This window comes from Mitsuaria sp. WAJ17, from assembly GCF_014174515.1.
Taxonomy (GTDB): Bacteria; Pseudomonadota; Gammaproteobacteria; order Burkholderiales; family Burkholderiaceae_C; genus Roseateles_B.
Genome location: NZ_JACJUG010000019.1, coordinates 50,928 through 76,731, shown reverse-complemented (window position 1 = coordinate 76,731; position 25,804 = coordinate 50,928). Strand labels below are relative to the sequence as shown.

At 68.6% G+C, this 25,804-nt stretch carries 23 protein-coding genes and 1 tRNA gene; 14 read left to right on the top strand and 10 right to left on the bottom strand.

Annotated elements, in window-relative coordinates:
• The first annotated feature begins 102 nt into the window (after positions 1-102).
• Positions 103-2,064, top strand: a complete 1,962-nt coding sequence (locus tag H5407_RS15990) for an SPFH domain-containing protein (RefSeq protein WP_183105463.1) — start codon at positions 103-105, stop codon at positions 2,062-2,064.
• Here the strand turns inward: H5407_RS15990 and H5407_RS15985 are convergent.
• On the bottom strand, positions 2,049-2,789 hold the full coding sequence (locus tag H5407_RS15985) for a LytTR family DNA-binding domain-containing protein (protein WP_183105462.1): 741 nt from the start codon (positions 2,787-2,789) through the stop codon (positions 2,049-2,051). The two genes, H5407_RS15990 and H5407_RS15985, sit on opposite strands and share 16 nt — an antisense overlap.
• Positions 2,786-3,865: a sensor histidine kinase gene (locus tag H5407_RS15980; protein WP_183105461.1), complete on the bottom strand. Its 1,080-nt coding sequence runs from the start codon at positions 3,863-3,865 to the stop codon at positions 2,786-2,788. The genes H5407_RS15985 and H5407_RS15980 overlap by 4 nt, the downstream gene beginning before the upstream one ends.
• A gap of 120 nt (positions 3,866-3,985) precedes the next feature.
• Here H5407_RS15980 and H5407_RS15975 point away from each other — a divergent pair, with 120 nt between their 5' ends.
• Positions 3,986-4,984: a 2-dehydropantoate 2-reductase gene (locus tag H5407_RS15975; RefSeq protein ID WP_183105460.1), complete on the top strand. Its 999-nt coding sequence runs from the start codon at positions 3,986-3,988 to the stop codon at positions 4,982-4,984.
• 22 nt (positions 4,985-5,006) lie between these two features.
• Here the strand turns inward: H5407_RS15975 and H5407_RS15970 are convergent, their stop codons facing one another.
• Entirely contained in the window at positions 5,007-5,867 is an 861-nt protein-coding gene (locus tag H5407_RS15970; RefSeq protein ID WP_183105459.1) for an OmpA family protein, read from the bottom strand.
• A gap of 163 nt (positions 5,868-6,030) precedes the next feature.
• Between H5407_RS15970 and H5407_RS15965 the strand changes: the two genes are divergently transcribed.
• A complete protein-coding gene (locus tag H5407_RS15965; RefSeq protein ID WP_183105458.1) occupies positions 6,031-7,248 on the top strand; it encodes a Xaa-Pro peptidase family protein in 1,218 nt (405 codons plus the stop codon).
• Positions 7,249-7,255: 7 nt separating this feature from the next.
• On the opposite strand, the gene H5407_RS15960 is transcribed toward H5407_RS15965, so the two are convergent.
• From H5407_RS15960 to H5407_RS15950, 3 genes are all read right to left on the bottom strand, one after another.
• Complete coding sequence (locus tag H5407_RS15960) at positions 7,256-7,426, bottom strand: hypothetical protein (RefSeq protein ID WP_183105457.1); 171 nt, start codon at positions 7,424-7,426, stop codon at positions 7,256-7,258.
• Positions 7,427-7,465: 39 nt separating this feature from the next.
• Positions 7,466-7,603 carry a hypothetical protein gene (locus tag H5407_RS15955; RefSeq protein ID WP_183105456.1) on the bottom strand — a complete coding sequence of 46 codons (138 nt, stop codon included), beginning with the start codon at positions 7,601-7,603 and terminating at the stop codon, positions 7,466-7,468.
• 81 nt (positions 7,604-7,684) lie between these two features.
• Complete coding sequence (locus H5407_RS15950; protein WP_183105455.1) at positions 7,685-8,176, bottom strand: Lrp/AsnC family transcriptional regulator; 492 nt, start codon at positions 8,174-8,176, stop codon at positions 7,685-7,687.
• 157 nt (positions 8,177-8,333) lie between these two features.
• On the opposite strand from H5407_RS15950, the gene H5407_RS15945 reads away from it, so the two are divergent.
• From H5407_RS15945 to H5407_RS15925, 5 genes are all read left to right on the top strand, one after another.
• Complete coding sequence (locus H5407_RS15945) at positions 8,334-9,425, top strand: saccharopine dehydrogenase family protein (protein WP_183105454.1); 1,092 nt, start codon at positions 8,334-8,336, stop codon at positions 9,423-9,425.
• 175 nt (positions 9,426-9,600) lie between these two features.
• Entirely contained in the window at positions 9,601-11,112 is a 1,512-nt protein-coding gene (locus H5407_RS15940; protein WP_183105453.1) for an aldehyde dehydrogenase family protein, read from the top strand.
• A gap of 187 nt (positions 11,113-11,299) precedes the next feature.
• Positions 11,300-12,319 carry a DUF1338 domain-containing protein gene (locus H5407_RS15935; protein ID WP_183105494.1) on the top strand — a complete coding sequence of 340 codons (1,020 nt, stop codon included), beginning with the start codon at positions 11,300-11,302 and terminating at the stop codon, positions 12,317-12,319.
• Positions 12,313-13,719, top strand: a complete 1,407-nt coding sequence (locus tag H5407_RS15930) for an FAD-binding oxidoreductase (protein ID WP_183105452.1) — start codon at positions 12,313-12,315, stop codon at positions 13,717-13,719. Before H5407_RS15935 ends, H5407_RS15930 begins: the two co-directional genes overlap by 7 nt.
• 129 nt (positions 13,720-13,848) lie before the next feature.
• Positions 13,849-13,933 (top strand) — tRNA-Leu (locus tag H5407_RS15925).
• 110 nt (positions 13,934-14,043) lie between these two features.
• Here the strand turns inward: H5407_RS15925 and H5407_RS15920 are convergent.
• On the bottom strand, positions 14,044-16,170 hold the full coding sequence (locus tag H5407_RS15920; RefSeq protein ID WP_255501277.1) for a bifunctional diguanylate cyclase/phosphodiesterase: 2,127 nt from the start codon (positions 16,168-16,170) through the stop codon (positions 14,044-14,046).
• A 268-nt stretch (positions 16,171-16,438) separates the two neighbouring features.
• Between H5407_RS15920 and H5407_RS15915 the strand changes: the two genes are divergently transcribed.
• Genes H5407_RS15915 through H5407_RS15905 form a run of 3 tightly spaced genes read left to right on the top strand, consistent with a single transcriptional unit; the run spans position 16,439 to position 19,558 of the window.
• Positions 16,439-17,638 carry an efflux RND transporter periplasmic adaptor subunit gene (locus tag H5407_RS15915; protein WP_183105450.1) on the top strand — a complete coding sequence of 400 codons (1,200 nt, stop codon included), beginning with the start codon at positions 16,439-16,441 and terminating at the stop codon, positions 17,636-17,638.
• A 2-nt stretch (positions 17,639-17,640) separates the two neighbouring features.
• Complete coding sequence (locus tag H5407_RS15910) at positions 17,641-18,873, top strand: ABC transporter permease (protein ID WP_220800637.1); 1,233 nt, start codon at positions 17,641-17,643, stop codon at positions 18,871-18,873.
• Between the two features lie 4 nt (positions 18,874-18,877).
• Positions 18,878-19,558, top strand: coding sequence for an ABC transporter ATP-binding protein (locus tag H5407_RS15905; protein ID WP_183105449.1), 681 nt, complete (start codon positions 18,878-18,880; stop codon positions 19,556-19,558).
• Here the strand turns inward: H5407_RS15905 and H5407_RS15900 are convergent, their stop codons facing one another.
• The gene (locus H5407_RS15900) at positions 19,559-19,759 is read right to left on the bottom strand and encodes a hypothetical protein (protein ID WP_183105448.1); all 201 of its coding nucleotides are present in this window, start codon (positions 19,757-19,759) and stop codon (positions 19,559-19,561) included.
• A gap of 286 nt (positions 19,760-20,045) precedes the next feature.
• Here H5407_RS15900 and H5407_RS15895 point away from each other — a divergent pair, with 286 nt between their 5' ends.
• Entirely contained in the window at positions 20,046-22,067 is a 2,022-nt protein-coding gene (locus H5407_RS15895; RefSeq protein WP_183105447.1) for a M13 family metallopeptidase, read from the top strand.
• A 164-nt stretch (positions 22,068-22,231) separates the two neighbouring features.
• Here H5407_RS15895 and H5407_RS15890 read toward each other — a convergent pair whose 3' ends face one another.
• Positions 22,232-22,414, bottom strand: coding sequence for a hypothetical protein (locus H5407_RS15890; RefSeq protein WP_183105446.1), 183 nt, complete (start codon positions 22,412-22,414; stop codon positions 22,232-22,234).
• Between the two features lie 160 nt (positions 22,415-22,574).
• Positions 22,575-23,396, bottom strand: coding sequence for an alpha/beta fold hydrolase (locus H5407_RS15885; protein ID WP_183105445.1), 822 nt, complete (start codon positions 23,394-23,396; stop codon positions 22,575-22,577).
• 72 nt (positions 23,397-23,468) lie between these two features.
• Between H5407_RS15885 and H5407_RS15880 the strand changes: the two genes are divergently transcribed.
• Together H5407_RS15880 and H5407_RS15875 are read left to right on the top strand one after the other, a co-directional pair.
• A complete protein-coding gene (locus H5407_RS15880) occupies positions 23,469-24,266 on the top strand; it encodes an enoyl-CoA hydratase-related protein (protein ID WP_183105444.1) in 798 nt (265 codons plus the stop codon).
• Positions 24,263-25,789, top strand: a complete 1,527-nt coding sequence (locus tag H5407_RS15875; RefSeq protein ID WP_183105443.1) for a 3-hydroxyacyl-CoA dehydrogenase — start codon at positions 24,263-24,265, stop codon at positions 25,787-25,789. The genes H5407_RS15880 and H5407_RS15875 overlap by 4 nt, the downstream gene beginning before the upstream one ends.
• Positions 25,790-25,804 lie beyond the last annotated feature (15 nt).

Sequence of the window (25,804 nt, the reverse complement as noted above, 5' to 3'; positions counted from 1 at the left end):
GGCCTGGTTCCATATGCGTTCCTGATGCCGGGCAAGGGACAAACGAGCCCTGGCGCCGCGGTCCGAGGGGCTGCCGCCAGGGAAGAGAAAGAGGAGGAATCCATGTCCTGGTTTGATCTGTCCGGCTCCGTGCTGCTGTCCTTGCTCCTGGGCTTCGGCGGCATCGGCGTCGCTGTGCTGCTGCTTTATGCGGCCGGCGTCGTGCGCTACATCCCCAATGACCGCGTCGGCGTGGTCGAGAAGCTCTGGAGTGCCAAGGGCTCGGTGCAGTCCGGCCTGCTGGCGCTGCAGGGCGAGGCGGGCCTGCAGCCCGAACTGCGCCGCGGCGGCTTCCACTTCTTCACGCCCTTCCAGTACCGGGTGCACATCCATCCCATGGTCTCGGTGACGCAGGGCAAGATCGGCTACGTCTTCGCCCGCGACGGCCTGGACCTGCCGGCCGGTCAGACCCTGGCAAGCAATGCCGCGGTCAGCGACTTCCTGGACGTGCGCGGCTTCCTGAAGCTGGGCGGCCAGAAGGGGCCGCAGCGCAAAGTGCTGCGCGAGGGCACGCATGTGATCAACCCAGCCCTCTTTGTCGTGATGACGGAAGAGGCCACCTATGCGCTCAACATGGACGCGCATGAACGCAGCTACTACGAGCGCATGCGCGGCCTGCTGGAGGAGCGCAACGCCTTCTCGCCCGTGGTGATCAAGGAGAAGAGCGGCAGCCATGACTACGACCAACTGGCCGTGGTGACCGTGCAGGACGGCCCCGCGCTCTCGCGCGACGAGCTGCTGGCGCCCGACGTGGGCGATGCCCACAACAGCTTCCAGGAGCCCGAGCGCTTCCTGGCCGCCGGTGGCCGGCGTGGCCGCCAGGAGCGGGTGCTGGTGGAAGGCACCTACTACGTCAACCGCCTCTTCGCGACGGTCGAGTTCATCAACAAGACCATCATCCCGGTGGGCTTTGTGGGTGTGGTCGTGTCCTACACCGGTGCACGCGGTGAGGACGTCTCGGGCAGCGAGTACAGCCATGGCGAACTGGTCAACGCCGGCTGCCGCGGCGTCTGGCGCGAGCCGCTGATGCCGGGCAAGTACGCCTTCAACACCTACGCCGGCAAGATCGAGCTGGTGCCCACCACCAACTTCGTGCTGATGTGGAAGAGCGGCGAGAGCGGCTCCAGCTTCGACTCCAACCTGCGCGAGATCACGCTGATCACCAAGGATGCCTTCGAGCCGCAGCTGCCGTTGTCCGTCGTCGTGCACATCGACTACCGCAAGGCGCCCATGGTGGTGCAGCGCTTTGGCAACGTGAAGCAGCTGGTAGAGCAGACGCTGGATCCTATGGTGTCCAGCTACTTCAAGAACGTCTCGCAGACCCACACCTTCATCGAGCTGATCCAGTCGCGCTCCGAACTGCAGACCAATGCTTCGCGGGACATGCGCGAGCGCTTCCTGGCCTATTCGCTGGAGTTCCAGGAGGTGCTGATCGGCACGCCGCGCCCGCAGCCCGGTGACCACAAGATCGAGGCCATCATGGCCCAGCTGCGCGATCGTCAGATTGCCCGCGAGCAGGTTGAGACCTTTGCGCAGAAGGAGATCGCGGCCAACAAGCAGCGCGAGCTCAACGAGGCCGAGAAGCGCGCGGAGAAGCAGGGCGAATTGACGGGCTCGCTGGTGGACATCTCCATCAAGGAGAACCAGGGCGCCGCCTCGGTGAAGGCGGCCGAGAAGCGTCGTCAGGAGATCGAGGCCCTGGCGCAGGGCGAGCGCTACCGCCAGGAGGCCGAGGGCCAGGGCCGCGCCGCGGCCATCCGCAGCGTGGGCGAGGCGGAAGGTGCCGCCATCCGCGCCCGCTCCGAGGCGCTGGAAGGCGAGGGCGCCGACAAGCAGCTGATGCAGACCGTGATGCTGCGCCTGGCCGAGGCCTTCGAGACCGCGCGCGTGCCCCTGGTGCCGCAGATCCAGCTGGGCGGCGGGGCCGAAGGTGGCAATGCCTTCTCCACCCTGCTGGGGCTGATGACCGCGCTCAAGGCGCGCGAGCTGGAAGGCGCCGCCGCCCCCGCTCAGCCGCGCAGCTGATCGCGGTAGTTGCGAGAGACTCGAAGCTGCTGGCCCCCGCGCAGGGTCAGCAGCGCCTCCCCATGCGGCAGGGCCTCGAGGCTGTCGATGTGAGCGGAGTTGACCGCATGGCTGCGGTGGATGCGCAGGAACTGGCCCGCCACCGCCGGATGCTCCAGGAAGGCGCTGAGTGTGCGCCGCTCCAGGTAGCTGTGGGGCGGGGCGTGCAGCTCGATGTAGTTGTCCGCCGCGCACACCCACTGCAGCTCGGCCAGGGGCAGCTTGATCAGGCGACCCTGGCGCTGCACCAGCCAGTGGCCGGTGGCCGGTTGCAGCTGCTGAAGGGCCGCGATCAGGCCGCCGCGCGCGCTGGCCGCCGCAGGCTGGGCCGGGTGGAGCCGACCCTGCAGGCGATGCAGGGCCGTGGCCAGGCGCTCCGGGCTGCAGGGCTTGAGCAGGTAGTCCACCGCATGCAGCTCGAAGGCCTGCACGGCGTGCTGGTCGAAGGCGGTGCAGAAGATCACCGGCAGCTGCTCCGGCAACTGCAGGGCCAGGTCCAGGCCGCTCTGGCCCGGCATCTGGATGTCCAGGATCAGTGCCTGAACGTCCGGATGGCGGCGCAACTGCTCCAGGGCCTCCTCGCCATCACCGGCCTCGCCCACCCACTGCACCTGGGGGTGCTCGGCTAGCAGGCGGCGCAGGCGGGCGCGGGCCGGCGGCTCGTCATCAACGATCAGCAGCTTCATGCCAGCACCTCCCGCCGGGGCAGCCGCAGGCGCAGCAGGGTGCCGCCCTGGTCTGGCCCTATCCAGAGTTGGGCCGCCTCGCCATAGGCCATGCGCAGTCGCTCGCGCAGATTGCTCAGGCCCAGACCGCCGGCGCGCTCCACTTGTTCGGCGCTGACGCCGCTGTTGCGGATCTCGACCTCCATGCCCCCGTCCAAGGCCTGGGTGCGCAGCGAGACCTCGACGGCGCCGCGGCTCAGGGCCACGTCGTGCTTGATGGCGTTCTCCACCGGATTCAGCAGCAGCAGGGCCGGCAGCTCCCAGGACTCGGTGCCGGGCGCCAGCTCGATGTGCACCTGCAGGCGCTCGCCGAAGCGGGCCTGCATCAGCGCCAGATAGGGCTGGATCAGGGCCATCTCCTCGGCCAGGGTCTGCCAGCCGCGCTGCTGGGCCGACAGCGAGGCGCGCAGCAGGTCCGAGAGCTGGCACAGCAGGCGGTCGGCGCGGCCCACGTCCTCGTACATCACCGAGGCGATCAGGTTGAGGCTGTTGAAGAGGAAATGCGGCTGCAGCTGCTCGGCCAGGCGGGCCAGCTGGGCCTGGGCCAGCTCGGTACGCATGCGGGCCATCTCCAGGGCCGTTCGCTGGCCGCGCAGGTGCACCCACAGGGCCTGGCACAGCAGCACCTGGGTGACGTAGAAGACCAGGTCCTTGGCCGCCTCGTAGCCCAGCACCTGCCAGGCATTGCCGGGCTCGTAGCTCACCGACGTCAACGCATAGACGGCGAAGCGCAGGCCGAACATGCCTACGACGTGCAGCACGGTGTAGGCCGCGTAGCCCAGCGCGTGCCGGGCGAGCAGCACGCCCATGCCCCGGCCCAGGCTGGCCCGGTGCCAGCGGAAGATGGGCGGCAGCAGAACCGCCACGATCAGCACCGAGCTGAACTCCCACAGGAAGGGCTCCCAGGGATGCTGCCCGCCGTTGCGCAGGTAGTGCTGCAGCTCGGCCAGCGCGAAGAAGGTGGCGACGCCCGCCAGCAGGCCGGCGTAGATCCACCAGAAGCGGCGGGGCAGCAGAAGGGCATCGGGATCCGTCATGGGCGGCCACGATAGCAGCGTGCCGGGTCTTGCCAAGGCGGTTCATCCCGTGGGGCGGCCGTCTCGTCCCCCCGGGGCCGCGCGTAGACTGCGCGCAGCAATCCGGAACCAGGACGAGAGATGAAGAAGATCTGCATTGTGGGCATGGGCGCCATCGGCGGCTGGGTGGCGGGGCATCTGGGCCATCGCCTGGGGGGTGAGGTGGCGATCAGCGCCGTGGCCCGGGGCGCCACGCTGGCCGCTCTGCGCGCGCACGGCCTGCGCATGGACACCGTGATCGATGGCAATCCGCAGCGCCTCACGGTGCCGGTGAACGCCGTCGAGCGCCCGGAAGACCTGGGCCCGCAGGATCTGGTCGTGCTGGCCGTCAAGGGCCCGGCGCTGGGCGAGGTCGCGCCTCTGGTGCAGCGTTTGCTGGGTCCCGAGACCCGCGTGCTGGTGGCCATGAACGGCGTGCCCTGGTGGTTCTTCCAGCAACTGGACGGCCCTTGCAAGGGCCTGCAGCTGCAGGCCGTGGACCCGAGCGGCCGCGTCGCGGCCCTGATCCCCGCAGACCGCGTGATCGGCTCTGTCGTGCATGCCAGCTGTGCCACGCCCGAACCGGGGCTCGTGAAGCACGTGATGGGCATGGGCCTGATCCTGGGCGACCCGGCTGGTGGCGAGCCGGCGCACATCGCTGAGTGGGCGGCACTCTTCCAGCGGGCCGGCTTCAACGCTACGGTGTCCCCGCGCATCCAGAAGGACATCTGGTACAAGCTCTGGGGCAATATGACCATGAACCCCATCTCGGCGCTGACCGGCGCGACCTGTGACCGCATCCTCGATGACGAGCTGGTGCGGGGATTCGTGAGCGCCGTGATGCGCGAGGCCTCGGCCATCGGCGATGCCATCGGCTGCCCCGTGGGCCAGACACCCGAGCAGCGCCACGAAGTGACGCGCAAGCTGGGCGCCTTCAAGACCTCCATGCTGCAGGACATGGAGGCGGGCCGCAGGATCGAGCTCGACGCCCTGGTCACGGTGGTCCGCGAGATTGGCCAGCACATGGGCCAGGCCACGCCCAGCATCGATGCCATGCTGGGTCTCACCCGGCTGATGGCCCAGACGCGCGGCCTGCTCTGAGTGGCTGCGCGCGGGCCCGGCCTCAGCTCTTCCTGACGAGCTCCACGCGGCGGTTCTTCGCGCGGCCGGCCTCCTTGCGGTTGTCGGCCAGGGGATAGACCTGGCCATGGCCCAAGGCGCTGAGGCGCTTGGCGTCGATGCCCTGGGCGACCACGGACTTCATCACGGCCTCGGCGCGGGCCTGGGACAGGCGCTGGTTCTCGGCGGCGTTGCCGGTGTTGTCGGTGTGGCCCTCGATGGAGAGCTTCAGCTGTGGCTCGTTGCGCAGCAGGGTGACGATCTCCTTCACCACGGACTGGCCGGCAGGGAGGATCTCGGCCCGGGCGGTCTCGAACTCGATGTAGAGCGCGATGTCGCCTTCGGCCTTCAGCGCGTTGGCCATGTCCTTGGCTGAAATGGTGACGGTGTTCTCGCGCTCGGCTTCCTCCACCACGACCACCGTGTAGTAGCCCTCGAAGTTGTCCTTCAGCACGAGCCAGTCGGCGCCGCCGTCGGCCCGGGCGAAGCGGTAGATGAAGGGGCCGTTCGACCCCTTGGGCTGATTGATGAGCTGGCCGCCCCGGCGCTTGGCCACCTCGGCGTACTCGCGGGCCACGATCTCGGAGCCCACGGCCTGTGCCTTGTCATTGGCGAAGATGTTGAGTTCGCGGACACGTCCGGTGAGTTCGATGTCCGCATACTTGCCGGCCGGCGTCGATCCGCAATAGCTGTTGCCGCAGGCGGCCCAAACCTTGTGCACTTCCATGGCCCTGGTCTTGTCGAACTTGACTTGGTAGCCCTTGACGGGCGAGACCTCGAGCGCCCGGCTCGGCATCGAGCTCAGCAGGAGGGCCAGGGGCAGCAGGCAGGCGGTCAGGGCACGACGCATGGTCAGGGGGCTCATGAAAACGGCGCCGGATTGGCGCGCACGCACGATAGGGCTGAGCGCAAGAGCGGGGCCATCCCCCGTGCGGAGGGAAATTGCAAGCGGCGGTGTCAGGTCTGGCTGCGATCCCCTCTTGAAGATGGTATTCTGTAAATATATTTAATGAGTGGCAGGTGAACCCATGAAGGCAATCGGTGTTGGCGGTCAATCTCAGGCGCAGGCCCTGGCGGGTTTGAGCCGCATGACGGAAGGCGTCCAGCCCATTGCGGCCGAGGAATACCAGGTCCGCCTGCGCAAGCTGCAGGACCTGATGCGTGAGGCGGGCGTGGCGGCGGTCTACCTGCATGCTGGCACCAACCTGCGCTACTTCAGCGGCCTGGTCTGGCCGCCCAGCGAGCGCCTGGTGGGCGCCTTGGTGCTGGCCCAGGGCCCGCTGCAGTACCTGGCGCCCGCCTTCGAGGAAGGCACGCTGCGCGACTACTGGCTGCTGCCCGGCGAGATGCACCTGTGGCAGGAGCACGAGAGCCCCTATGCGCTGCTGGCACGGGTGCTGCGCGAAGCTGGCGTGAAGGGCAGCGAGCAGGTGGGACTGTCCGAGGACTGCCCCTTCTTCGTGTCCGACGGACTGCGCCAAGCGGCGCCGGAACTGCAGTGGATCAATGCCCGCCCGCTGACGGCGGCTTGCCGCATGCGCAAGTCCGCGGCCGAGCTGGCCCTGATGCAGCGGGCCCATGACATGACCTTGGCAGTGCAGCGGGCCGCGGCCAGCATCCTGCACGAGGGCATCTCCACCACGGAGGTGGCGGCATTCATCGACGAGGCGCATCGCCGCGTCGGCGCCAATGGCTCCTATTTCAAGATCGTGCTCTTCGGCGTGGCCTCCTCCTTCCCGCATGGGGTGAAGGAACCGCAGCAGCTGCGCGAGGGTGACATGGTGCTGATCGACACCGGCTGCCTGGTCGAGGGCTATATGTCCGACATCACCCGCAGCTATGTCTTCGGCACGCCCTCGGCACGCCAGCGCGAGATCTGGAACCTGGAGCAGGCGGCACAGGCCGCGGCCTTCGAGGCCGCCCAACTGGGCCGGCCGTGCCAGGAGGTGGACCGCGCCGCGCGCCGCGTGCTGGAGGCTGCGGGCCTGGGTCCCGGCTACCGCCTGCCCGGCCTGCCGCACCGCACCGGCCACGGCTGCGGTCTGGACATCCACGAGTGGCCCTACATGGTCGAGGGCGAGCTGACGCCGCTGGACGTGGGCATGTGCTTCAGCAACGAGCCCATGATCGTCTGCCCCGGCGAGTTCGGCGTGCGCCACGAGGACCACATGTTCATGTCGGCCCAGGGCCCGCGCTGGTTCACGCCGCCGATGAAATCCCTGGACGATCCCTTCGGTCTGGCCTGAGTCAGGCTCAGGCCTGCCGCTGGGCGGCCGGGGCACGGACGATGTTCGCATCCCCCTCCAGCTGCCTCAGCATGGAGAAACCGGCGATGGCCAGCGCGGTCAGAAGGACCCACAGCAGCAGCGAACGCCAGGCGGCGGGGCGGTGCTGGGCGGCGATGGGAAGTGGGCGGTAGGGCATCGCGGAACTCCTGGGCAATGGAGGTGTCGGGCCGGATCCTCAGGCCACAGGCAGCGCGCGCTGCAGGCCCCACAGCAGGGCCGGGTAGGCCACGCCCCAGACCAGGGCGACGAGGGCCACGGCCTTGAGCGCGGTGCTCAGGCGGTGTCCGCGATGGGGCGTGATCTGCAGCTTCATGGTGCGCTCCGCAAAAATGAGGGCTGATGCTGCGAAGAACGTGCAAGCTGCGTGCCAGGTTGACGCCGCACGCCGCGGCGCTCAGCCCCCGGCGCTGCGGTCCACGCGCAGGGCCAGCACCACCGAGGTGGTCGTCTTGATCACGCCTTCGGTTTCGCCGATCTCGTCCAGCAGGGCGTCCAGGCGCATGGTGGTGTCGGCGCGCAGGAGGGCCATGTAGTCGAACTCGCCGCTGACCGAGGCCAACTGGCGCAGCTCCGGCAAGCGGGTCAGGCGCTTGATCACCTCGCGCTGCGCCTTGGCCTGCACGCTGATGCCCACAAAGGCCTGCACGCCGCGGTCTGCGGCCTCCGAGCCCAGCTTGACGGTGTAGCCCACCACCACGCCCTCGGACTCCAGCCGCGCCAGCCTCGCCACCACCGTCGTGCGGGCGATGCCCAGCTTGCGCGCGAGGTTGGCCGTGCTCTCTCGGGCATTGGCCTGCAGCAGGGTGATGAGCTCGCGGTCCAGCTGATCCCGCGGGACGGCGAACGTGCTGGCAGCAGCGGTGGCAGGCGGCTTGCGAGTGCTCATGGCGCGACTCCTGGGAAACCCTAGATTATTGCTTTTCGTCAATGCGTCATGACGAATCGTCGAAAGCATAGCTGTTTATGACGATCTCATGCTTTCTTTCGTCAGTTGCTCTTCCTAGACTGCGGCCCATCGCACCTGATTCCAAGAGGAGACCTCCATGAAGATCGCATTGCTCGGCGCCGGCCACATCGGCGAAACCATTGCCCGCCTGCTGCGCAACTCCGGCCACTACGACGTGACCGTCTTCGACAAGAACGAGAAGGCCTTGGCCGCACTGTCCGAAGAGGGCATCAAGGTCCAGGCCGTGCAGGAGATTGGCCCGAGTGCTGCCGCCATGGTGCGCGGCTTTGATGCCATCGTGAACGCGCTGCCCTACCACCTGGCCATCCCTGCTGCCCACATGGCCCTGGAAGCCGGCTGCCACTACTTCGACCTGACCGAGGACGTGGCCGCCACCAAGGAGATCATGCGCATCGCCGAAGGCTCGCGCACCGCCTTCATGCCGCAGTGCGGCCTGGCGCCCGGCTTCATCGGTATCGTGGCCCATCACCTGGCCAAGGGCTTCGACACCCTGCAGGACGTGAAGATGCGCGTCGGCGCGCTGCCCGCCTTCCCGACCAATGCCTTGAAGTACAACCTGACCTGGTCGGTGGACGGCCTGATCAACGAGTACTGCCATCCCTGCGAGTGCATCCACGACGGCGCCAAGATCGACGCCCTGCCGCTGGAAGGCCTGGAGCACTTCTCGCTGGACGGCACCGAGTACGAGGCCTTCAACACCTCGGGTGGCCTGGGCACCTTGTGCGAGACCCTGGCCGGCAAGGTCCAGAACCTCGACTACAAGACTGTTCGCTACCCTGGCCACCGCGACCTGATGCAATTCCTGCTGGATGACCTGCAGCTGAAGAACGACCAGGAAAAGCTCAAGGACATCATGCGCAAGAGCATGCCCGCCACCATGCAGGACGTGGTGCTGGTCTTCGTGACCGTCTCGGGCATGAAGCAGGGTCGCCTGGTGCAGGAAGTCTTCGCCCGCAAGATTTTCGCCGAGCGCGATGGCGCCCGCCCGCTGTCCGCCATCCAGATCACGACCGCCGCTGGCATCTGCGCCGCCGTGGACCTGTTCCGCCAGGGCAAGCTGCCCCAGCAGGGCTTCGTGCCGCAGGAGGCCGTCGAGCTGCCCGCCTTCCTGGCCAACGAGTTCGGCAAGGCCTACCAGCAGTCTCGCCAGGTCGAGAGCATTGGTTGATGGACCTCCCCGTACTGGCTTCGCCAGCCCCTCAAGGGGGCGCGCCCGACCGCCCGGCAGAGCCGGATCTGCAGGCGCCGCGCGGCTTGGTAGGGGCATGCTAGAAACCATGAATTGACACAGAGCCCCGGCCACATTCGCTTGTCGCCGGGGCCTTGCATTGGAGAATGACGCAATGAATATCACCGATCTGCTGAACGCCTGTGGCGTCCCCGCCGCTGCCTATACAGGCGGCACCCTGTCTGTCCGTTCGCCCATCGATGGCGCATCGCTCGGCGCTGTGCATGAGGCCTCCGCCGAGGACATGCGCGCGGCAGTCGATCGCGCGCATGCGGCCTTCCTGGAATGGCGCACGGTGCCGGCGCCCAAGCGTGGCGAGCTGGTGCGCTTCTTCGGCGAGGAGCTGCGCACGCACAAGATCGACCTGGCCCGCCTGGTGTCCATCGAGGCCGGTAAGGTGGCCAGCGAAGGCGAGGGCGAAGTCCAGGAAATGATCGACATCTGCGACTTCGCCGTCGGCCTCTCACGCCAGCTGCATGGCCTGACCATCGCCAGCGAGCGCCCCGGGCACCGCATGATGGAGCAGTACATGCCCCTGGGCGTGGTGGGCATCATCTCTGCCTTCAACTTCCCTGTGGCCGTGTGGGCCTGGAACTCGGCCCTGGCCCTGGTCTGCGGTGACACCTGCCTGTGGAAGCCCTCCGAGAAGACCCCGCTGACGGCCCTGGCCACGCAGGCGCTCTTCGAGAAGGCCCTGGCCCGTTACGTGGCCGCCGGCCACAAGGCGCCGGCGAATCTGTCGCAGCTGCTCAACGGCGGTGCAGCCGTTGGCGAGGCCATGGTGGACCACCCCAAGGTGGCCCTGGTGTCCGCCACTGGCTCCACCCGCATGGGTCGTGCCGTGGGCCCGCGCGTGGCAGCACGCTTCGGCCGCTGCCTGCTGGAGCTGGGGGGCAACAACGCCATCATCGTGACCCCCAGCGCCGACCTGGAACTGGCCGTGCGCGGCATCCTCTTCGGCGCCTACGGCACGGCCGGCCAGCGCTGCACCACCACCCGCCGAGTGATCGCCCATGAAAGCATCCATGACGAGCTGGTGGCCCGCCTGGACAAGGCCCGCGCCCAGCTGCGCATCGGCAACCCCCTGGAAGCCGGCACCCTGATCGGCCCGCTGATCGACAAGGCCAGCTTCGACGGCATGCAGGCGGCCCTGGCCGCGGCCCGCGAGCAGGGTGGCCAGGTCAGCGGCGGCGAGCGCGCCCTGGCCGATCAACTGCCCAAGGCCTGGTACGCCGTGCCGGCCCTGGTCCGCATGCCGGCCCAGACTGACATCGTGCGCCACGAGACCTTCGCGCCCATCCTGTACACCCTGAAGTACAAGACCCTGGACGAGGCCATCGCGCTGCAGAACGACGTGCCGCAAGGCCTGTCCTCGGCCATCTTCACGAATGACATCCGTGAAGCCGAGCTGTTCGTCTCGGCCTCGGGCTCGGACTGCGGCATCGCCAACGTCAACATCGGCACCTCGGGCGCAGAGATCGGCGGCGCCTTCGGCGGCGAGAAGGAAACCGGCGGCGGCCGCGAGTCGGGCTCCGATGCGTGGAAGGCCTATATGCGCCGCACTACCAACACGGTGAACTACTCGCGCGAGCTGCCCCTGGCCCAGGGCGTAAGGTTTGACGTTTAACCCCCTACCGGCTTCGCCGGCCCCCCAAGGGGGGCGCACCCGTAGGCCCGGCAGAGCCGGATCCTCGGGTGCCGTTGGGGGCGGTGGGCTTCGCCACCGCGCTGAATCCTTTTGAGCTTTGCCGGCCTGCTGCAAGCAGGCTGGGCGGAGCCTTGCCGGAATCGATTGTTTTGGAGTGCTGGAGATGATGGACACGGCCCTGTTTCGCCTGCTGGCGAGCGCGTTGGGGGAGAACGCTGCGCGGGAGACCTTTGCGCAGCTGGAGGTGGCACCGGCCCTGCTGAAGCCTGCTGGCGAGACGGTGTCGCGGGCCGAGATGGCGCAGGCACTGAACATGGCGCTGTTCCGTGACGTGACGATGCGCGTGCCGGCTGCGGCGGCCTATGTGGCGGACCAGCAGCGGGCCGGCCAGAAGCTGGTCTTCGACCACGGCGCCCTACGCACAGTGGCCTGGCCCTGCGGCGCGCTGCCACCTGGCGAAGCAGCCATCACCCGCGTCCTGCGGCCCCTGGGCTTCGAGCTGGCCGCGCCCTATCCGCTGCCCAAGCTGAAGATGACCGGCCGCGCCTGGTGCCATGTGGACCACCCGGAGGATATCGCCCAATTCTTCGTCTCCGAGCTGCATCCCGAGCGCTTCTCCAAGGGCTTCCAGGCGGCGGTGACCCGCGTGCTGTCGACTTCGCGCGATCCGCTGCAGCCCTCGGACATGGCCCTGCTGGAGCAGCTGGCGCGCGACCGCTGTTTGCCCTGGCCCGCCGCGCTGCAGCTGCTGCCGGCCATGATCCGCTGCTTCGATCGCCAGCACGGCCTCTTCCCGCTGGAGGACTACCAGGCCCTGCTGCTGGAGTCCGCCGAGATGGCCTGGATCGCCACCGAGGGCAATGCCTTCAACCACGCTACCGACCGCGTGCCCGACCTCAACGCCCTGGCCGCGACGCAGAAGGCCCTGGGCCGGCCCATCAAGGACCGCATCGAAGTCTCGGCCTCGGGACGTGTGCTGCAGACGGCCTTTCGCGCTGCCCAGGTGCGCCGCGAATTCCTCAGCGAAGGCCATGTGGTGGGTCTGGAGGTGCCGGGCTCCTTCTATGAGTTCATCCAACGCGGCCTGGACGGTGACAGGCTGGACCTGCGCTTCGATGCGGCCAACGCCACCGGCATCTTCAAGATGACGGCAGGCGCAGCCCCGGAAGAGGCCGTGGCGTGCTGAATGCAGAATTCCTGCAGGCCGCTGCGGCGATCTGCGGCGAGGGTCAGGTCGTGCCTGGCTCATCCATTGAGCCACGCTATCTCGAGCCCGCGCGCTATGCGCCAGGTCGGGCGGCCGCCCTATTGCGCCCGGGCAGTGCCGCCGAGGCCGCGCAGTTGCTGCCCCTGTGCGCCGCCCATGGCCTGCGCGTGGTGCCACAGGGCGCGCACACGGGCCTGGTGCGTGCGGGCACGCCGGACGATGCGCAGCGCGAGGTGCTGCTATCGACCGAGCGCCTGCGCGAGGTTTTCGAGTTCGAAGCCTGGGATCGCACCCTGCGCGTCTCGGCCGGCTTTCGCCTGTCCGAGGTCAATGAGCGCCTGGCCCCGCATGGCCTGATGCTGCCCATCGATCTCAGTGCCGACCCCAGTGTGGGCGGCCTGGTCTCGCACAACACCGGCGGCACTCGCATGCTGCGGTACGGAGACGTCCGCGCCAACACGCTGGCCCTGCGCGTCGCCTTGGCCGACGGGCGGGTCCTCCAGCTTGGGCAGGGCTTGCAGAAGGACAATGCCCAGTTGGCCCTGCACCAGCTCTTCATCGGCGCCTCCGGCGCCCTGGGGCTGGTGCTGGAGGCCACGTTCCGACTGGCTGCCGTGCCGCGCCAGCAGGCCGTCGCAATGATCGCGCCGCGCAGCCTGGACGATGTCTTCCCCTTCTACCAGCGGGTCATGGCGCGCTACCCGGGCCTGGTCTCGGCCTTCGAGGCCATCTCGCGCGAGGCTTTCTCTGCGGCAATGGCCGGCCCGGACGAGACGCCGCGCTGGTTCGGCGGCCAGCTGCCGGACTACGCCCTGCTGCTTGAGCTTTCCAGCGAGCTGGGCACCGAGCAGCTGGACCTCCAGACCCTGCTGCAGCAGTTGCTGGAGGATGAGTTCGGCGAGGCCGTCATCGATGCGGTGCTAGGCGCTGATGCCGACTGCTGGCATCTGCGGCACCACATCAGCGAAGGACTGCGCCGGCAGGGCAAGGTGCTCGGCTTCGACCTGTCTTTCCCGCGCCGTCAGTTCATGGCCTTCCGCGAGGCCGGCAAGACCTGGCTCGCCACGCACTTCCCGGCGGCCCGCCTGGCCGACTTCGGCCACCTGGGCGATGGCGGCCTGCACTTCAACATGGTCTGGCCCAGGCACCTGCCGCTGGACGAGCCGGCGCTGCGCGATGGCCTCTATGCCCTGGTGCGTGCGCACGGCGGCAGCATCAGTGCCGAGCATGGGGTGGGGCCGCAGCTGCAGCAGGCCTACTGGCGGCACACTGATCCGGCGCTGCAGTCCATCAGCGGGCAGCTGCAATCCGCGCTGGATCCGCAGAGCCTGCTCGCGCACACGCACTGGGGGCGCGAGGGCGGCGGCCAGAGGGCTTGAGATAGCGGCAAGGGCGCGGCCGGCGGGCGCCTCCCCGACGTTTCCAAAAAATTTTCGGAAATTGACTGGTAATCCAGAAAGTAGGTGCTATAGTAGCGGTCTTCGCTGCTTAGACAGCAACGAAGCAAAGCCCAGGTGGCGGAATTGGTAGACGCACTAGTTTCAGGTACTAGCGGGTAACTCCGTGGAGGTTCGAGTCCTCTCCTGGGCACCAAACAAAAAGGCCAGCACGCAAGTGCTGGCCTTTGCGTTTTGTGGGTCCGGTTTTCTGTGGGCCCGGCCCTGTGTGGGTCCGGCTTTGTGGGTGGCAGGCGCCGCGGCGCCTCACTCCGGGGTCAGGTCTTGCGCCCCCCGCTGCAGTCTCAGCAGCTCTTCCAGTGCCTGGGCCGGCATGGGTCGCGCAAAGAAGAAGCCCTGCCCCAGGTCGCAATCGATGCCGACCAGCAGGTCCCGCTGGAGGGCCGTCTCCACGCCTTCCGCCACCACGCTCATGCCCAGCTCGTGGGCCATGGTGATGATGGCCTTGCACAGAGCCAGGGCCTTGCTGCCGGGCTCCAGCTCGTGCACGAAGGCCCGATCGATCTTGATGCAGTCGATCTCGTAGTGCTGCAGGTAGGACAGCGAGGAATAGCCTGTCCCGAAATCATCCAGCGCGACGCTGAAACCCGCGCGCCGCAGCGCCATCAGCTGCTGGCTGGCACTGTCTCCCCCCTTCAGCAGCAGGCCTTCGGTGATCTCCAGGGACACCGCATCCCCCGGCAGTCCTGCCTCCACGACCTGGCGCAGCCATCGCGTATGCATGCCGGATTCGCTGTGGAACTGCACCGGCGACTTGTTGACGCTGACCTGGAACTGCTCATCGATCTCGGCCCGCCAGCGCTGCACGTCGCGCACGGCTTGGCGGAACACCCACTCGCCGATCTCCAGGATCAGCCCGCTGCTCTCGGCGATGGGGATGAATTCGGCCGGCGACACGGTCCCGCGCTCCGGATGGTGCCAGCGCACCAGGGCCTCGGCCTTGCAGACATGGCCGCGGCGCAGGTCCACGATGGGCTGGTAGACCACCTGCAGGTGCTCGGCCGCCAGCGCGTCGCGCAGGTCGTTGCCCAGGCGCATACGGTTCAGGGCCGCGCGCTGCAAGGCGGGGGTGAAGTAGGCGTAGCGGTTGCGGCCGGCGTCCTTGGCCACGTACAGCGCCTGGTCGGCATGCTTGAACAGGGCCTCGATGTGCTCGCCGTCGTCCGGGAACAGGCTGATGCCCACGCTGGCCGAGACGAAGGCTCGCTCGCCCTCGAGCCGGAAGGGGCTGGCCACGCGCTCGATCAGCAGCTGCACGATGGACTCAATCTCCTCGTGTCCCGAGACGGGGCTCAGCAGCACGGTGAACTCGTCGCCACCCATGCGGGCGACCACGTCGGCGGGCCGCACGCTGTCGCGTATGCGCTGCGCGGCCTGCTGCAGCAGCTGGTCGCCCTTGCCATGGCCCAGGGTGTCGTTGACCTCCTTGAAGTGATCCAGATCGATGAACAGCACGGCCAGCTGCGTGCCCTGTTCGCGGGCGCGGCGGATGGCGCGCTCCAGGCGGTCGCGCAGCATGCGTCGGTTGGGCAGGCCGGTGAGCGGGTCGAAGTTGGCCTGCTGCCAGATCAGCACCTCGGCTTCCTTGCGGGCCGTGATGTCGGTGTGCGTGCCCACCATGCGCAGCGGGCGGCCGAGGTCGTCGCGGGCGATGACCATGCCGCGGCTCAGCACCCATTTCCAGCTGCCGTCCTTGCAGCGCACGCGGTGCTCGTTGACGTAGGCCGGCGTGCGGCCCTCGAAATGCTCCAGGCGGTCGCGCTCCATGCCGGGCACGTCGTCGGGATGGGTCAGGTTGTCGAAGGACTCGGGCCGCTCGGCGATCTCCTCGGGGTCGTAGCCGTACATCTGCAGGTAGCGCGGCGAGAAGGTCTCGATGCCTTCGTCGATGCGCCAGTCCCAGACGCCGTCCCCTGTGCTCTCCAGGGCCAGCTTCCAGACGGCGTCGGTCTCGCGCAGCTGGGTCTCGCTGCGCTTGCGGGCGTCAATGTCGATGAAGGAGCCCATCCAACCCTGCAGGCTGCCGTCGGCGTCCAGCAGGGGGCGGGCCAGACACAGGTGCCAGCGCAGCTCACCCTGGGCGTTGCGAAGACGCAGATCGACGTTGAGCGCTGAGCGCGTCGGCCAGGCCTGGGCCAGGGTGGCCAGCTCCTCGGCCGGCATGAAGCAGCGCCAGCCCTGGGCGACCAGCTCGGGTTCAGGCCGCCCCACGTAGGCGAGAAGGGGCGCGCCGCAGGCGCTGAGCTGACCTTGGGCATTGGCCAGCCAGACCAGCTCTGGCAGCTGGTCCAGCCATTGCCGGGCGAGGGCGGGCAGCTTGAGGCTCGCGGTCCCCGGCGCTGGTCCTGCCGCAGGGCTTGATGGCTCGCGCATGCTATGCAAGTGTGACCCTCCTCAACAGCTCGGGGCGTCTAGCCGCCACCGCAAGTCTGGCCCATATCGGGCTGCCAACTGTAAGCGCTGGTTCAAGCCGCGCGGGCAGCGGCCTGCCGCGCGATCGGGCCATGATGCCGCAAGCCTTGGCGGGATGGCCGCATTTCTTTACGTTGGCACGGGGCGGGGCTTGAGCTCTATCAAGCCTTGAGCCGCCTGCTCGTTTCGACAATGTCCGCATCACCGTTTCGAACGGAAGTGGCCTCACATGCGCTGGAGTTGGAAAGTCACGCTGCCCACGGCTGCCCTGGCCCTGCTGTCGCTGGCCTGGGCTTGGCGCAGCTGGGAAGGCCCGGCCGCGCGATGGCAGCAGCTGCAGCCACGCGATCTGGTGCGCACGGTGGTGGCCAGTGCGCGGGTGCAGGCACCGCATCGCGTGGAGCTGGGAGCCCAGCTGACCGGCACGGTGCGCCAGGTCCTGGTCGAGGAAGGGCAGAGGGTGCAGGCTGGGCAGCTGCTGCTGAGCTTGGAGTCCAGCGAGGCGCAGGCCAACTGGCAGGCGGCGGAACTGGCCGTGCAGCAGGCTGAGGCCCGGCTGCGTCAGTTGCAGGAGGTGCAGGCGCCTGCGGCCCGCGAGGCCGAACGCCAGGCGCAGGCCAACCTGGCCCAGATCCGGGCCCAGCATGCGCGCCAGATGGATCTGTTCCGCCAGGGCTTCATCGGCCAGGCGGCCCTGGACGAGGCCAGTCGCGCCCTGCAGGTGGCCGAGGCACAAGGCCGCGCGGCCACGCTGCAGCGCCAGTCCGGCGATCCGCAAGGTGCGGACCTGGCCTTGGCGCGCAGCACGTTGGCGCAGGCCCGCGCCAGTGCCCTCGCGGCCCGGGCGCGGCTGGACTACATGAGCCTCAAGGCGCCGGTGGCCGGCGTCATCGTCAACCGCAGCGTGGAGCCGGGCCAGGTGGTGCAAGCGGGCAAGGTACTGCTGCTGCTGGCGCCCAGCGGTGCCAGCGAACTCGTCGCCCAGATCGATGAACGCAACCTGGGTCTGCTGCAGCCGGGCCAGCCGGCCCTGGCCTCGGCAGACGCATACGCGGAGCAGCGCTTCGAGGCCAAGGTCAGCGAGATCAGTCCGGGCGTGGACGCGCAGCGCGGCTCGGTGGAGGTCAAGCTGGCGGTCCCGAAGCCGCCGGCCTATCTGCGCCAGGACATGACGGTCTCGGTGGAGATCGAGGTGGCGCGCCGTTCCCAGGCCCTGAGCCTGCCCATGGAGGCCGTGCTGCAGGCCGATTCGCCGCAGCCCTGGGTCTGGATCCTGGATGCTGACGACCGGCTGCAGCGGCGTGAGCTGCGCCTGGGCCTGCGGGCCGGCGGCGTGGCAGAGGTGCAGCAGGGGCTCAAGGCCGGCGAGCGCGTGCTGCTGGCGCCGGACCCACGCTGGAAGCCTGGCCAACACTTGCGCGGGGTCTGAACATGGCCCTGGCGCGCTGGCAGCCCTTCGAGTGGATCGTCGCGGCCCGCTTTCTGCGTGAGGGGCGCATGCAGAGCCTCTTCATCATTGTGGGCGTATCCATCGGCGTGGCGGTGATCGTCTTCATGTCGGCCCTGCTGGCCGGGCTGCAGGCCAATCTCGTGCGCCGGGTACTGACGGCCCAGCCCCATGTGCAGTTGCTGCCGCCCAAGGAGCAAGTCCGCGTGCTGCATCCGGACGGCGATGCGGCCTTCGCCACCACCACGCAGGCGCCGCTGCAGCGGCTCAAGTCCATCGACCAGTGGCAAACCCTGCTGGTGCAGTTGCGGGCCATGGCGGAGGTGAAGGTGGTGTCGCCGACGGTCAGCGGCTCGACCCTGATACAGCGCGGCGACACCAGCCGCGCCCTGAGCCTCAACGGCGTGGAGCTGGAGCACTACGACCGCATCGTGAGCCTCAGCGACAAGATCGCGAAGGGCCAGGCCCGCCTGGGCGCCACGGACATTCTCATTGGCATCGAGCTGGCCAACGACCTCGGCCTGGCCGTGGGCGACAAGCTGCGGGTCAGTGCCGCCAGCGGTGCGGCCAACACCTTCGAGATCGCCGGCATCCTGGACCTGGGCAACAAGGGCGCCAACCAGCGCAGCGGCTTCGTCTCCCTGCACAGTGCGCAGAGCCTGCTGGGCTACGCCGGCGGCGTGACCAGCATCGACCTCACGGTGCACGATGTCTATGCGGCCGAGCGCGTGGCGCAGCACATCGCCGCCCTTGCCCCAGTGCAGGCGGACAGCTGGATCAAGTCCAATGCGCAGTTCTTCAGCGCCGTGCAGTCGCAGAGCACGGCCAATACGGCGATCCGCTTCTTCGTGGGCCTGTCGGTGGCCTTCGGGATCGCGAGCGTGCTGGTGGTTTCGGTGGTGCAGAGGTCCAAGGAGATCGGCATCCTGCGCGCCATGGGCATCTCGCGGGGTCAGGTCATGCGGGTCTTCCTGCTGCAGGGCGGCCTGCTGGGCCTGGGCGGAGCCTTGATCGGATGCGTCGTCGGCTCGGGCGCGCTGAAACTGTGGCTGGGCTACGCCAAGACGCCGGACGGCAGCCCCATGTTCACCATCAGCTTCGACCCCAGCCTCTACCTGACAGCCCTGGGCCTGGCCACGCTGACCGGCTTGCTGGCCGCCCTGGCGCCGGCCCTGCGCGCGGCGCGCCTCGACCCCGTGGTGGCCATCCGTGGATGACTCGATGACCCCTGTCGTGGAGCTGCGCCAGGTGCGCAAGTCCTTCAATGTGGGCCAGCCGACCGAGGTGGAGGTGCTGCACGGCATCGATCTGCGCCTGATGCCCGGCCAGTTCTCAGCTGTCATGGGCCCGTCAGGCTCGGGCAAGAGCACGCTGCTCAATATCGTGGGCCTGCTGGACCGGCCGACGCAGGGGCAGCTGCTGATCCAGGGCCGGGAGACCACGGCCATGGACGACGCCGCGCTGACCCGGCTGCGCGGGCACACCATCGGCTTCGTCTTCCAGTACCACCACCTGATCGGTGCCTTCAGCGCGCTGGAGAACGTGATGCTGCCCATGGTCGGCCTCAAGGGCTTCCCGGACGCCTCGATCGAGCAGCGCGCCCTGAGCCTGCTGGACAGCGTGGGCCTGAGCCGCTGGAAGGACACGCCGGCGGCGCGCCTGTCCGGCGGCCAGCAGCAGCGCGTGGCGGTGGCGCGCGCCCTGGCCATGCAGCCCGCGCTGTTGCTGGCCGACGAGCCCACGGGCAACCTGGACAGCAAGAGCGCCGACGCCGTCTTCGAGCTGCTGCGCCAGGTCAATCGGGACCACGGCACGGCCGTGCTCTTCGTGACCCACAATCCCGACCTCGCCCGCCGCTGCGACACCACGTTGATGGTGGTGGATGGCCAGGTGCCCGCCTGATCAGCCGCGCCAGCCCAGCAGCCGCGCCGGCAGGTAGAACAGGGCCTGTATCAGGGCCAGGCCGCCCCCGACGGCGAAGCCCAGGATGCGAAACGGCAGCAACAGCAGCCAGACCACGGGCCACAGCAGCAGCGCCAGCAGGGCCAGCGGCCAGCAGACCAGGGCCAGCAGCAGCCATAGCAGCAGGGTGGGGAAGGACATGGCCGGCGCCTTGTTCAGATGAAGAGTCGTTCAGATGAAGAGTCGTGTGCCGCATGGTGCGGCCGGCGCCCGGCCCCGCACAGTGTCGAAGGCCATGCCGGACCGCCCATGTCCGGGCTGACCCGGCCCGTGCCTGCGGGGTTCAGGGCCCTTGGCTAGGGCTTTCACGGGTGACTGACTTTTAGGCGGGCGCAGCGGAGCACGTATGCTTTCGCCCTTTCGTCCATTCCCAAGATCTACAACGGGCCTCGAGCGTCAGGAGCGCGAAGGGGCTGAGAGAGAGTCCATGAAGTCGACCTTCAAACTGGGCGCCCTGGCGCTGATGATCCAGCTGGCCGGTGCCGTCTTTGCCGCTCCCCACAACCACGGGCTCGACCTGCCCAACTACGACCCTGCCGTGCGAGCCCAGGACGACCTGTTCCTGGCCGCCAATGGCGGCTGGCTCGGCCGCACCGAGATCCCGGCGGACAAGTCCTCCTTCGGCACCTTCGTCCAACTGCGCGACATGTCGGACGCCCGCGTGCGGACCATCGTCGAGGAGCTGGCCAAGGGCAAGCAGGCCGCCGGCAGCAATGAATTCAAGATCGGCACCTACTACGCCGCCTTCATCGATACCGCTGCCATCGACCGCGCCGGGTTCAAGCCCGTGCAGCCACAGCTGAAGGCCATCGACGGCCTGAAGTCTGTCGCTGAGCTGACCCGCTGGATCGGCCAGGTGCAAGGCGAGGTGGCCACGCCCTTCGCCATGTACGTCGATGCCGACGCCAAGAAGCCCCAGGAGAACCGCCTGACCCTGTTCCAGGCCGGCCTGGGCCTGCCCGACCGCGACTACTACCTGCTGAAGGACGATGCCCGCATGGGCGAGGCCCGCAAGGCCTACCTGGTCTATCTGCAGCAGCTGGCCGGCTTCGCGGGCGAGAAGAACGCCGCCACCGCCGCCCAGCGCATCTACGCCCTGGAAGAGAAGATTGCCCAGCTGCACTGGAGCAATGTCGAGAACCGCGACCCGGTCAAGACCTACAACCCGCTCAGCGTGACCGAGCTGGCCAGCCAGGCGCCGCAGCTGGACTGGGCCGCCCTGTTCCAGGCCGCCGGCCTGCCCAAGCTGGACACCGTGTCCCTCATGCAGCCCAGCGCCGTGCAAGGCATCGCCAAGTTGCTGGCCGAGGCGCCGCTGGCCGACTGGAAGCTCTATCTGAAGGCCCGCACCCTGGACAGCTACGCCGGCGTGCTGCCCAAGGCCCTGCGTGACGCCTCCTTCGCCTTCCATGGCCGGGCCCTGTCCGGCCAGAAGGCTGAGCTGCCGCGCTGGCAGAAGGGCGTGGCCGAGGTCAATGGCGCCCTGGGCGAGGCCATCGGCCAGATCTATGTGGCGCGCCACTTCCCGCCCGAGGCCAAGGCCCGCATGGAGAAGCTGGTGGCCAACCTGCTGGCGGCCTACAAGGACTCGATCGATGGGCTGAGCTGGATGTCGCCGGCCACCAAGGTCCAGGCCCAGGACAAGCTGTCCAAGTACATGACCAAGATCGGCTACCCCGAGACCTGGCGCGACTACAGCCGCCTGGTCGTGAAAGCCGGTGACGCGCTGGGCAACAACCAGCGTGCCGGCCGCAACGAGTGGCTGCGCATGGCCGCCAAGGCCGACAAACCCGTGGACCGCAAGGATTGGGGCATGACGCCGCAGACCGTCAATGCCTACTACAACCCCTCTCAGAACGAGATCGTGTTCCCGGCCGCCATCCTGCAGCCGCCGTTCTTCGACATGAACGCCGACGATGCCGTGAACTACGGCGCCATCGGTGCGGTGATCGGCCACGAGATCAGCCACGGTTTCGACGACCAGGGCAGCCAGTTCGACGGCGACGGCGTGCTGCGCAACTGGTGGACCCCTGAAGACCGCAAGGCCTTCGACGCCATCACTGCCCAGTTGGTCACTCAGTACAACGGCTACGAGCCCATTCCTGGCAAGCACGTCAACGGCCAGTTGACCCTGGGTGAGAACATTGCCGACCTGTCCGGCCTGCAGATCGCCTTCAAGGCCTACCAGCGCTCGCTGGCCGGTCAGCCCGCACCCGCGATCGGCGGCTACAGCGGCGAACAGCGCTTCTTCCTGGGCTGGTCGCAGTCCTGGCGCGTGAAGGCCCGCGAGCAGCGCCTGCTGCAGCTGCTGGTGATCGATCCGCACTCGCCTGGCGAGTACCGTGCCAACGGTGCGGCCATCAACCATGACGGCTTCCACCAGGCCTTTGGCACCAAGCAGGGCGACAAGATGTTCAAGCCCAGCGAGGAGCGGATCCGCATCTGGTAAGCCGGGCCGGCATCCCGCCGTACAGCCAAGGCCGCCTGCGGGCGGCCTTTTTCATGGGACGCACAAAAAAAAGCGCCCGGCAGGGCCGGGCTCAAGGGAGGACAAGGGAGGGCGGCGGCGGTAGGGCCGCCTGCCCTTGATCGGGACGCTTCGTGGGCCGCAGATCAGGCCTGCGGCGCGGCATCCTGGGCTGGCGTGGCCTGAGCCAGGCTCAGCGAGGGCAGTTGCATGGCCGGCGCACCCAGGCAAGGCTGACCACCGGTGGCATCGGCCTGGGCGAGCGTCAGGGACGCGGCGCTGGCGATGGCAAGAAGGGCGGTGAGCAGGGTCTTGGTGGCGGCTTTCATGGCATGTCCTCTGTGGCGTTTCGGTGTTGGCAGGCCTCATGGCTTTGTCGATGAGAGGAGTGTGCGCGGTGGCGGCCCGGGCTTCCAGGTGCCTGCGACGAACTGACGTCGTGGTGACGTGAACGGTCGCTGGCTGCGATCGATGCCGGGCCGGGGCGGCTCAGGCCAGGCTGGCCAGCCAGTCCTGCATGTGGGAGATCAGCCGCTCGGGTTGGTCCTTGTGCGGGCTGTGGCCGCAGTCGGGCAGGGCCAGCAACCGCGTGTCGGCGTGCAGTTTGGCGATGGCCTCAATCTGGCGCAGGCTGCCGTACTCGTCCTGCACGCCCTGGATCGCCAGCACAGGGCACTGCAGCCGGCCTTCCAGCTCCGCCTCGATGTTCCAGTCCTCGAAGCCTGGCCGCAGCCAGGCGTCGTTCCAGCCGTAGAAGGCCGAATCAGTGTCGGCGTGGTGGCGGGCCAGGGCCGTGCGCAGGGTGCCGCCCTGCTCGTAGGCCGTCCTGGCGGCATGCAGGCCCAGCAGGGTGATGGGCTCCACGAAGAGATGCGGCGCCATCGCCACCAGGCCCCGCAGCTGCTGCGGCGAATGAGCCGCGTAGAGCAGGGCAAGACTGGCGCCATCGCTGTGTCCAAAGAGCAGCAGCGGGCGATTGGACAGCCCGAAGGCCTCGAAGCAGGCCGGCAGCAGACCGCGGGCCTGGCGTTGAAGATAGTCCGGCGGCCAGGGGGCCGTGCGCGGCGTGCTCCGGCCATAGCCCGGGCGTGAGAACACGAGGCCGGGCAGTTGCAGAGCTTCGCACAGCCGCGCAGGGAAGTCCCGCCATTGGCTCAGCGAGCCCAGACCCTCGTGCAGGAAGACCAGCAAGGGCTGGCTCGCAGCCTGTGCGTCGCCCAGCCATTGCGATTCGATGTGCAGGGTCTCGCCGTCCAGCACCAGAGGCTGGAGGAAGGGCGGGCTCGGCGGCTGGGGGCTCGGCGTGCTCATGGCGGAATTCTGCCCCCATCGGAGCGCGGGCGGCGACGCTGCGATACTTCGCTCATTACAAGGAGTTTCACGGTGGAGACATTGCATATTGCGGTGGACGCTCGCGGCGTGGCGCGCGTCACCATGACCCGTCCGGAGGTGTTCAACGCCTTCAACGAGCAGATGATCGGCGAGCTGGACCAGGCCTTCGAGCGCCTCACCGCCGACCCCAAGGTCCGCGTCATCGTGCTGGCCGGCGCAGGCAAGGCTTTCAGCGCCGGTGCTGACATCCAGTGGATGCAGCGCGCCGCCCAGGCCAGCCAGGAATGGAATCTGCAGGACGCGCGGCGCTTCGCGGCCATGCTGTACCGCATCCAGTCCTGCCCCAAACCCACCATCGCACGTGTGCAGGGCGTGGCCCTGGGCGGTGGCGTCGGCCTGACGGCGGCCTGCGATATCGCGGTGGCCAGCCTGGACGCCCGCTTTGCGGTGAGCGAGGCACGCTTCGGCATCCTGCCCGCCGTGATCGGCCCCTATGTGGTCAATGCCGTGGGCAGCCGCCAGGCCCGCCGTCTGGCGCTGACCGGCAGCCGCATCCCCGCCAGCGAGGCGCTGGCTCTGGGGCTGGTGCACGAGGTCGCGGCACCCGACGCCCTGGACGAGGCCCTGGAGCGCTGGCTGACCGAGCTGCTGGCCAACGGCCCGCAGGCCCAGGCCGAGATCAAGCAGTTGCTGGGCCAACTGGCCGTCGGCGCGGTGACCGAGGAGGTGCGCGAGCTGACCGCCCAGACCATTTCCCGCGTGCGCGTGGGCGAGGAGGCGCGTGAGGGCTTCGCTGCCTTCATGGCCAAGCGGCCGGCAGCCTGGGTGCCGCAGGGGGAGGGCGCATGAGCGAGGTCCTTCAATGGGCGGTGGCAAGCAAGCCGGCCGCCGAGGCCCTGGTCGGCGTGATCGGCGCGGGAGTAATGGGGGCCGGCATCGCCCAGGTGGCAGCCCAGGCCGGCCATCCGGTGCGGCTGATGGACGTCCGCGAAGGCGCAGCCGCGGCGGCGCATGCCCAGATCGCCAAAGCCTTGGAGGGTCTGGTGGTCAAGGGCCGCATGGACGCGACCGAGCGGGAGGCCGTGCTGGCGCGCATCCACCCCGTGTCTGCCATGGCCGATCTGGCTGGCGCCGCCCTGGTGGTCGAGGTCATCATCGAGAAGCTGGAGCCCAAGCAGGCCCTGCTGCGCGAGCTGGACGCCCTGCTGCCGCCGGATGCCTTGATCGCCTCCAATACGTCCTCGATCAGCATCACCGCGCTGGCCAACGGCCTGCAGCGCCCTGGGCGGCTGGTGGGCATGCACTTCTTCAATCCCGTGCCGTTGATGAAGCTGGTGGAGGTGGTCTCCGGGGCGGAGACGCAGGCCTCGGTGGCCGATGCCATCTACGAACTCTCGCGGCGCTGGGGCAAGTCGCCCGTGCATGCGAAATCGACGCCGGGCTTCATCGTCAACCGCATTGCCCGCCCTTACTACGCCGAGACCCTGGCCCTGTTGCTGGAACAGGCCGGTACGCCGGCGCAGCTGGACCGAGCCCTGCGCTCGGTGGGCTTTCGCATGGGCCCCTGCGAGCTGATGGACCTGATCGGGCACGACACCAATTTCCTGGTGACCCAGTCCGTCTTCGAGGCCAACTTCGGCGACAAGCGCTACATGCCCTCCCTGGTCCAGAAGGCTCTGGTGGATGGCGGACGCCTGGGCCGCAAGGTCGGCAAGGGCTTCTACGAGGGCGTGCCCGCTGCTCCGGCGCCGGTCGAGCGCCAAGGGGCCGAGGACTTGCCGACAGTGCAACTGCTGGGCGAGGGCCTGCTGGTTGATGGTCTGGCACAGGCACTGCAGGCGGCGGGTGTCGCCTTCCAGCGCCAGGCGCAGGCTGTATGGGCGGGCCTGGCTCTGGGCGAGCTTCAGCTGCGCCTGAGCGACGGCCGCTGTGCCGCCGAGCTTGCTCAGCAGGCCGCCCATGCCGAGCTGGCCGTGATCGACTGGCCCGTGCAGGGCCCGCGCACCGAGGCCCTGGCCCTGGCCTTCGCCCCGCGCTGCAGCGAGTCCGGTCGGGCCCAGGCACTGCAGCTCTTCGCCGCCCTGGGCTGGGCGCCCCTGGTGCTGCGGGATGCGCCGGGCCTGGTGGTCGCCCGCACCCTGGCCATGCTGGTCAACGAAGGTGCCGATACCGTCTGGCAAGGCGTCTGCGACGAGGCCGCCGCCGACCAGGCCATGAAGCTGGGTGTCAACTACCCAGCCGGGCCTTTCGAGTGGCTGGCGCAGCTGAGCGTCGCCCGGGTGGTTCAGACCCTGGATGCGCTGTTCGAGGCCTGCCGCAATGAGCGCTACCGCGTCAGCCCGCTGCTGCGGCATCGCCTGTGGGCTGACTGAGCGTCGGCCACTGCA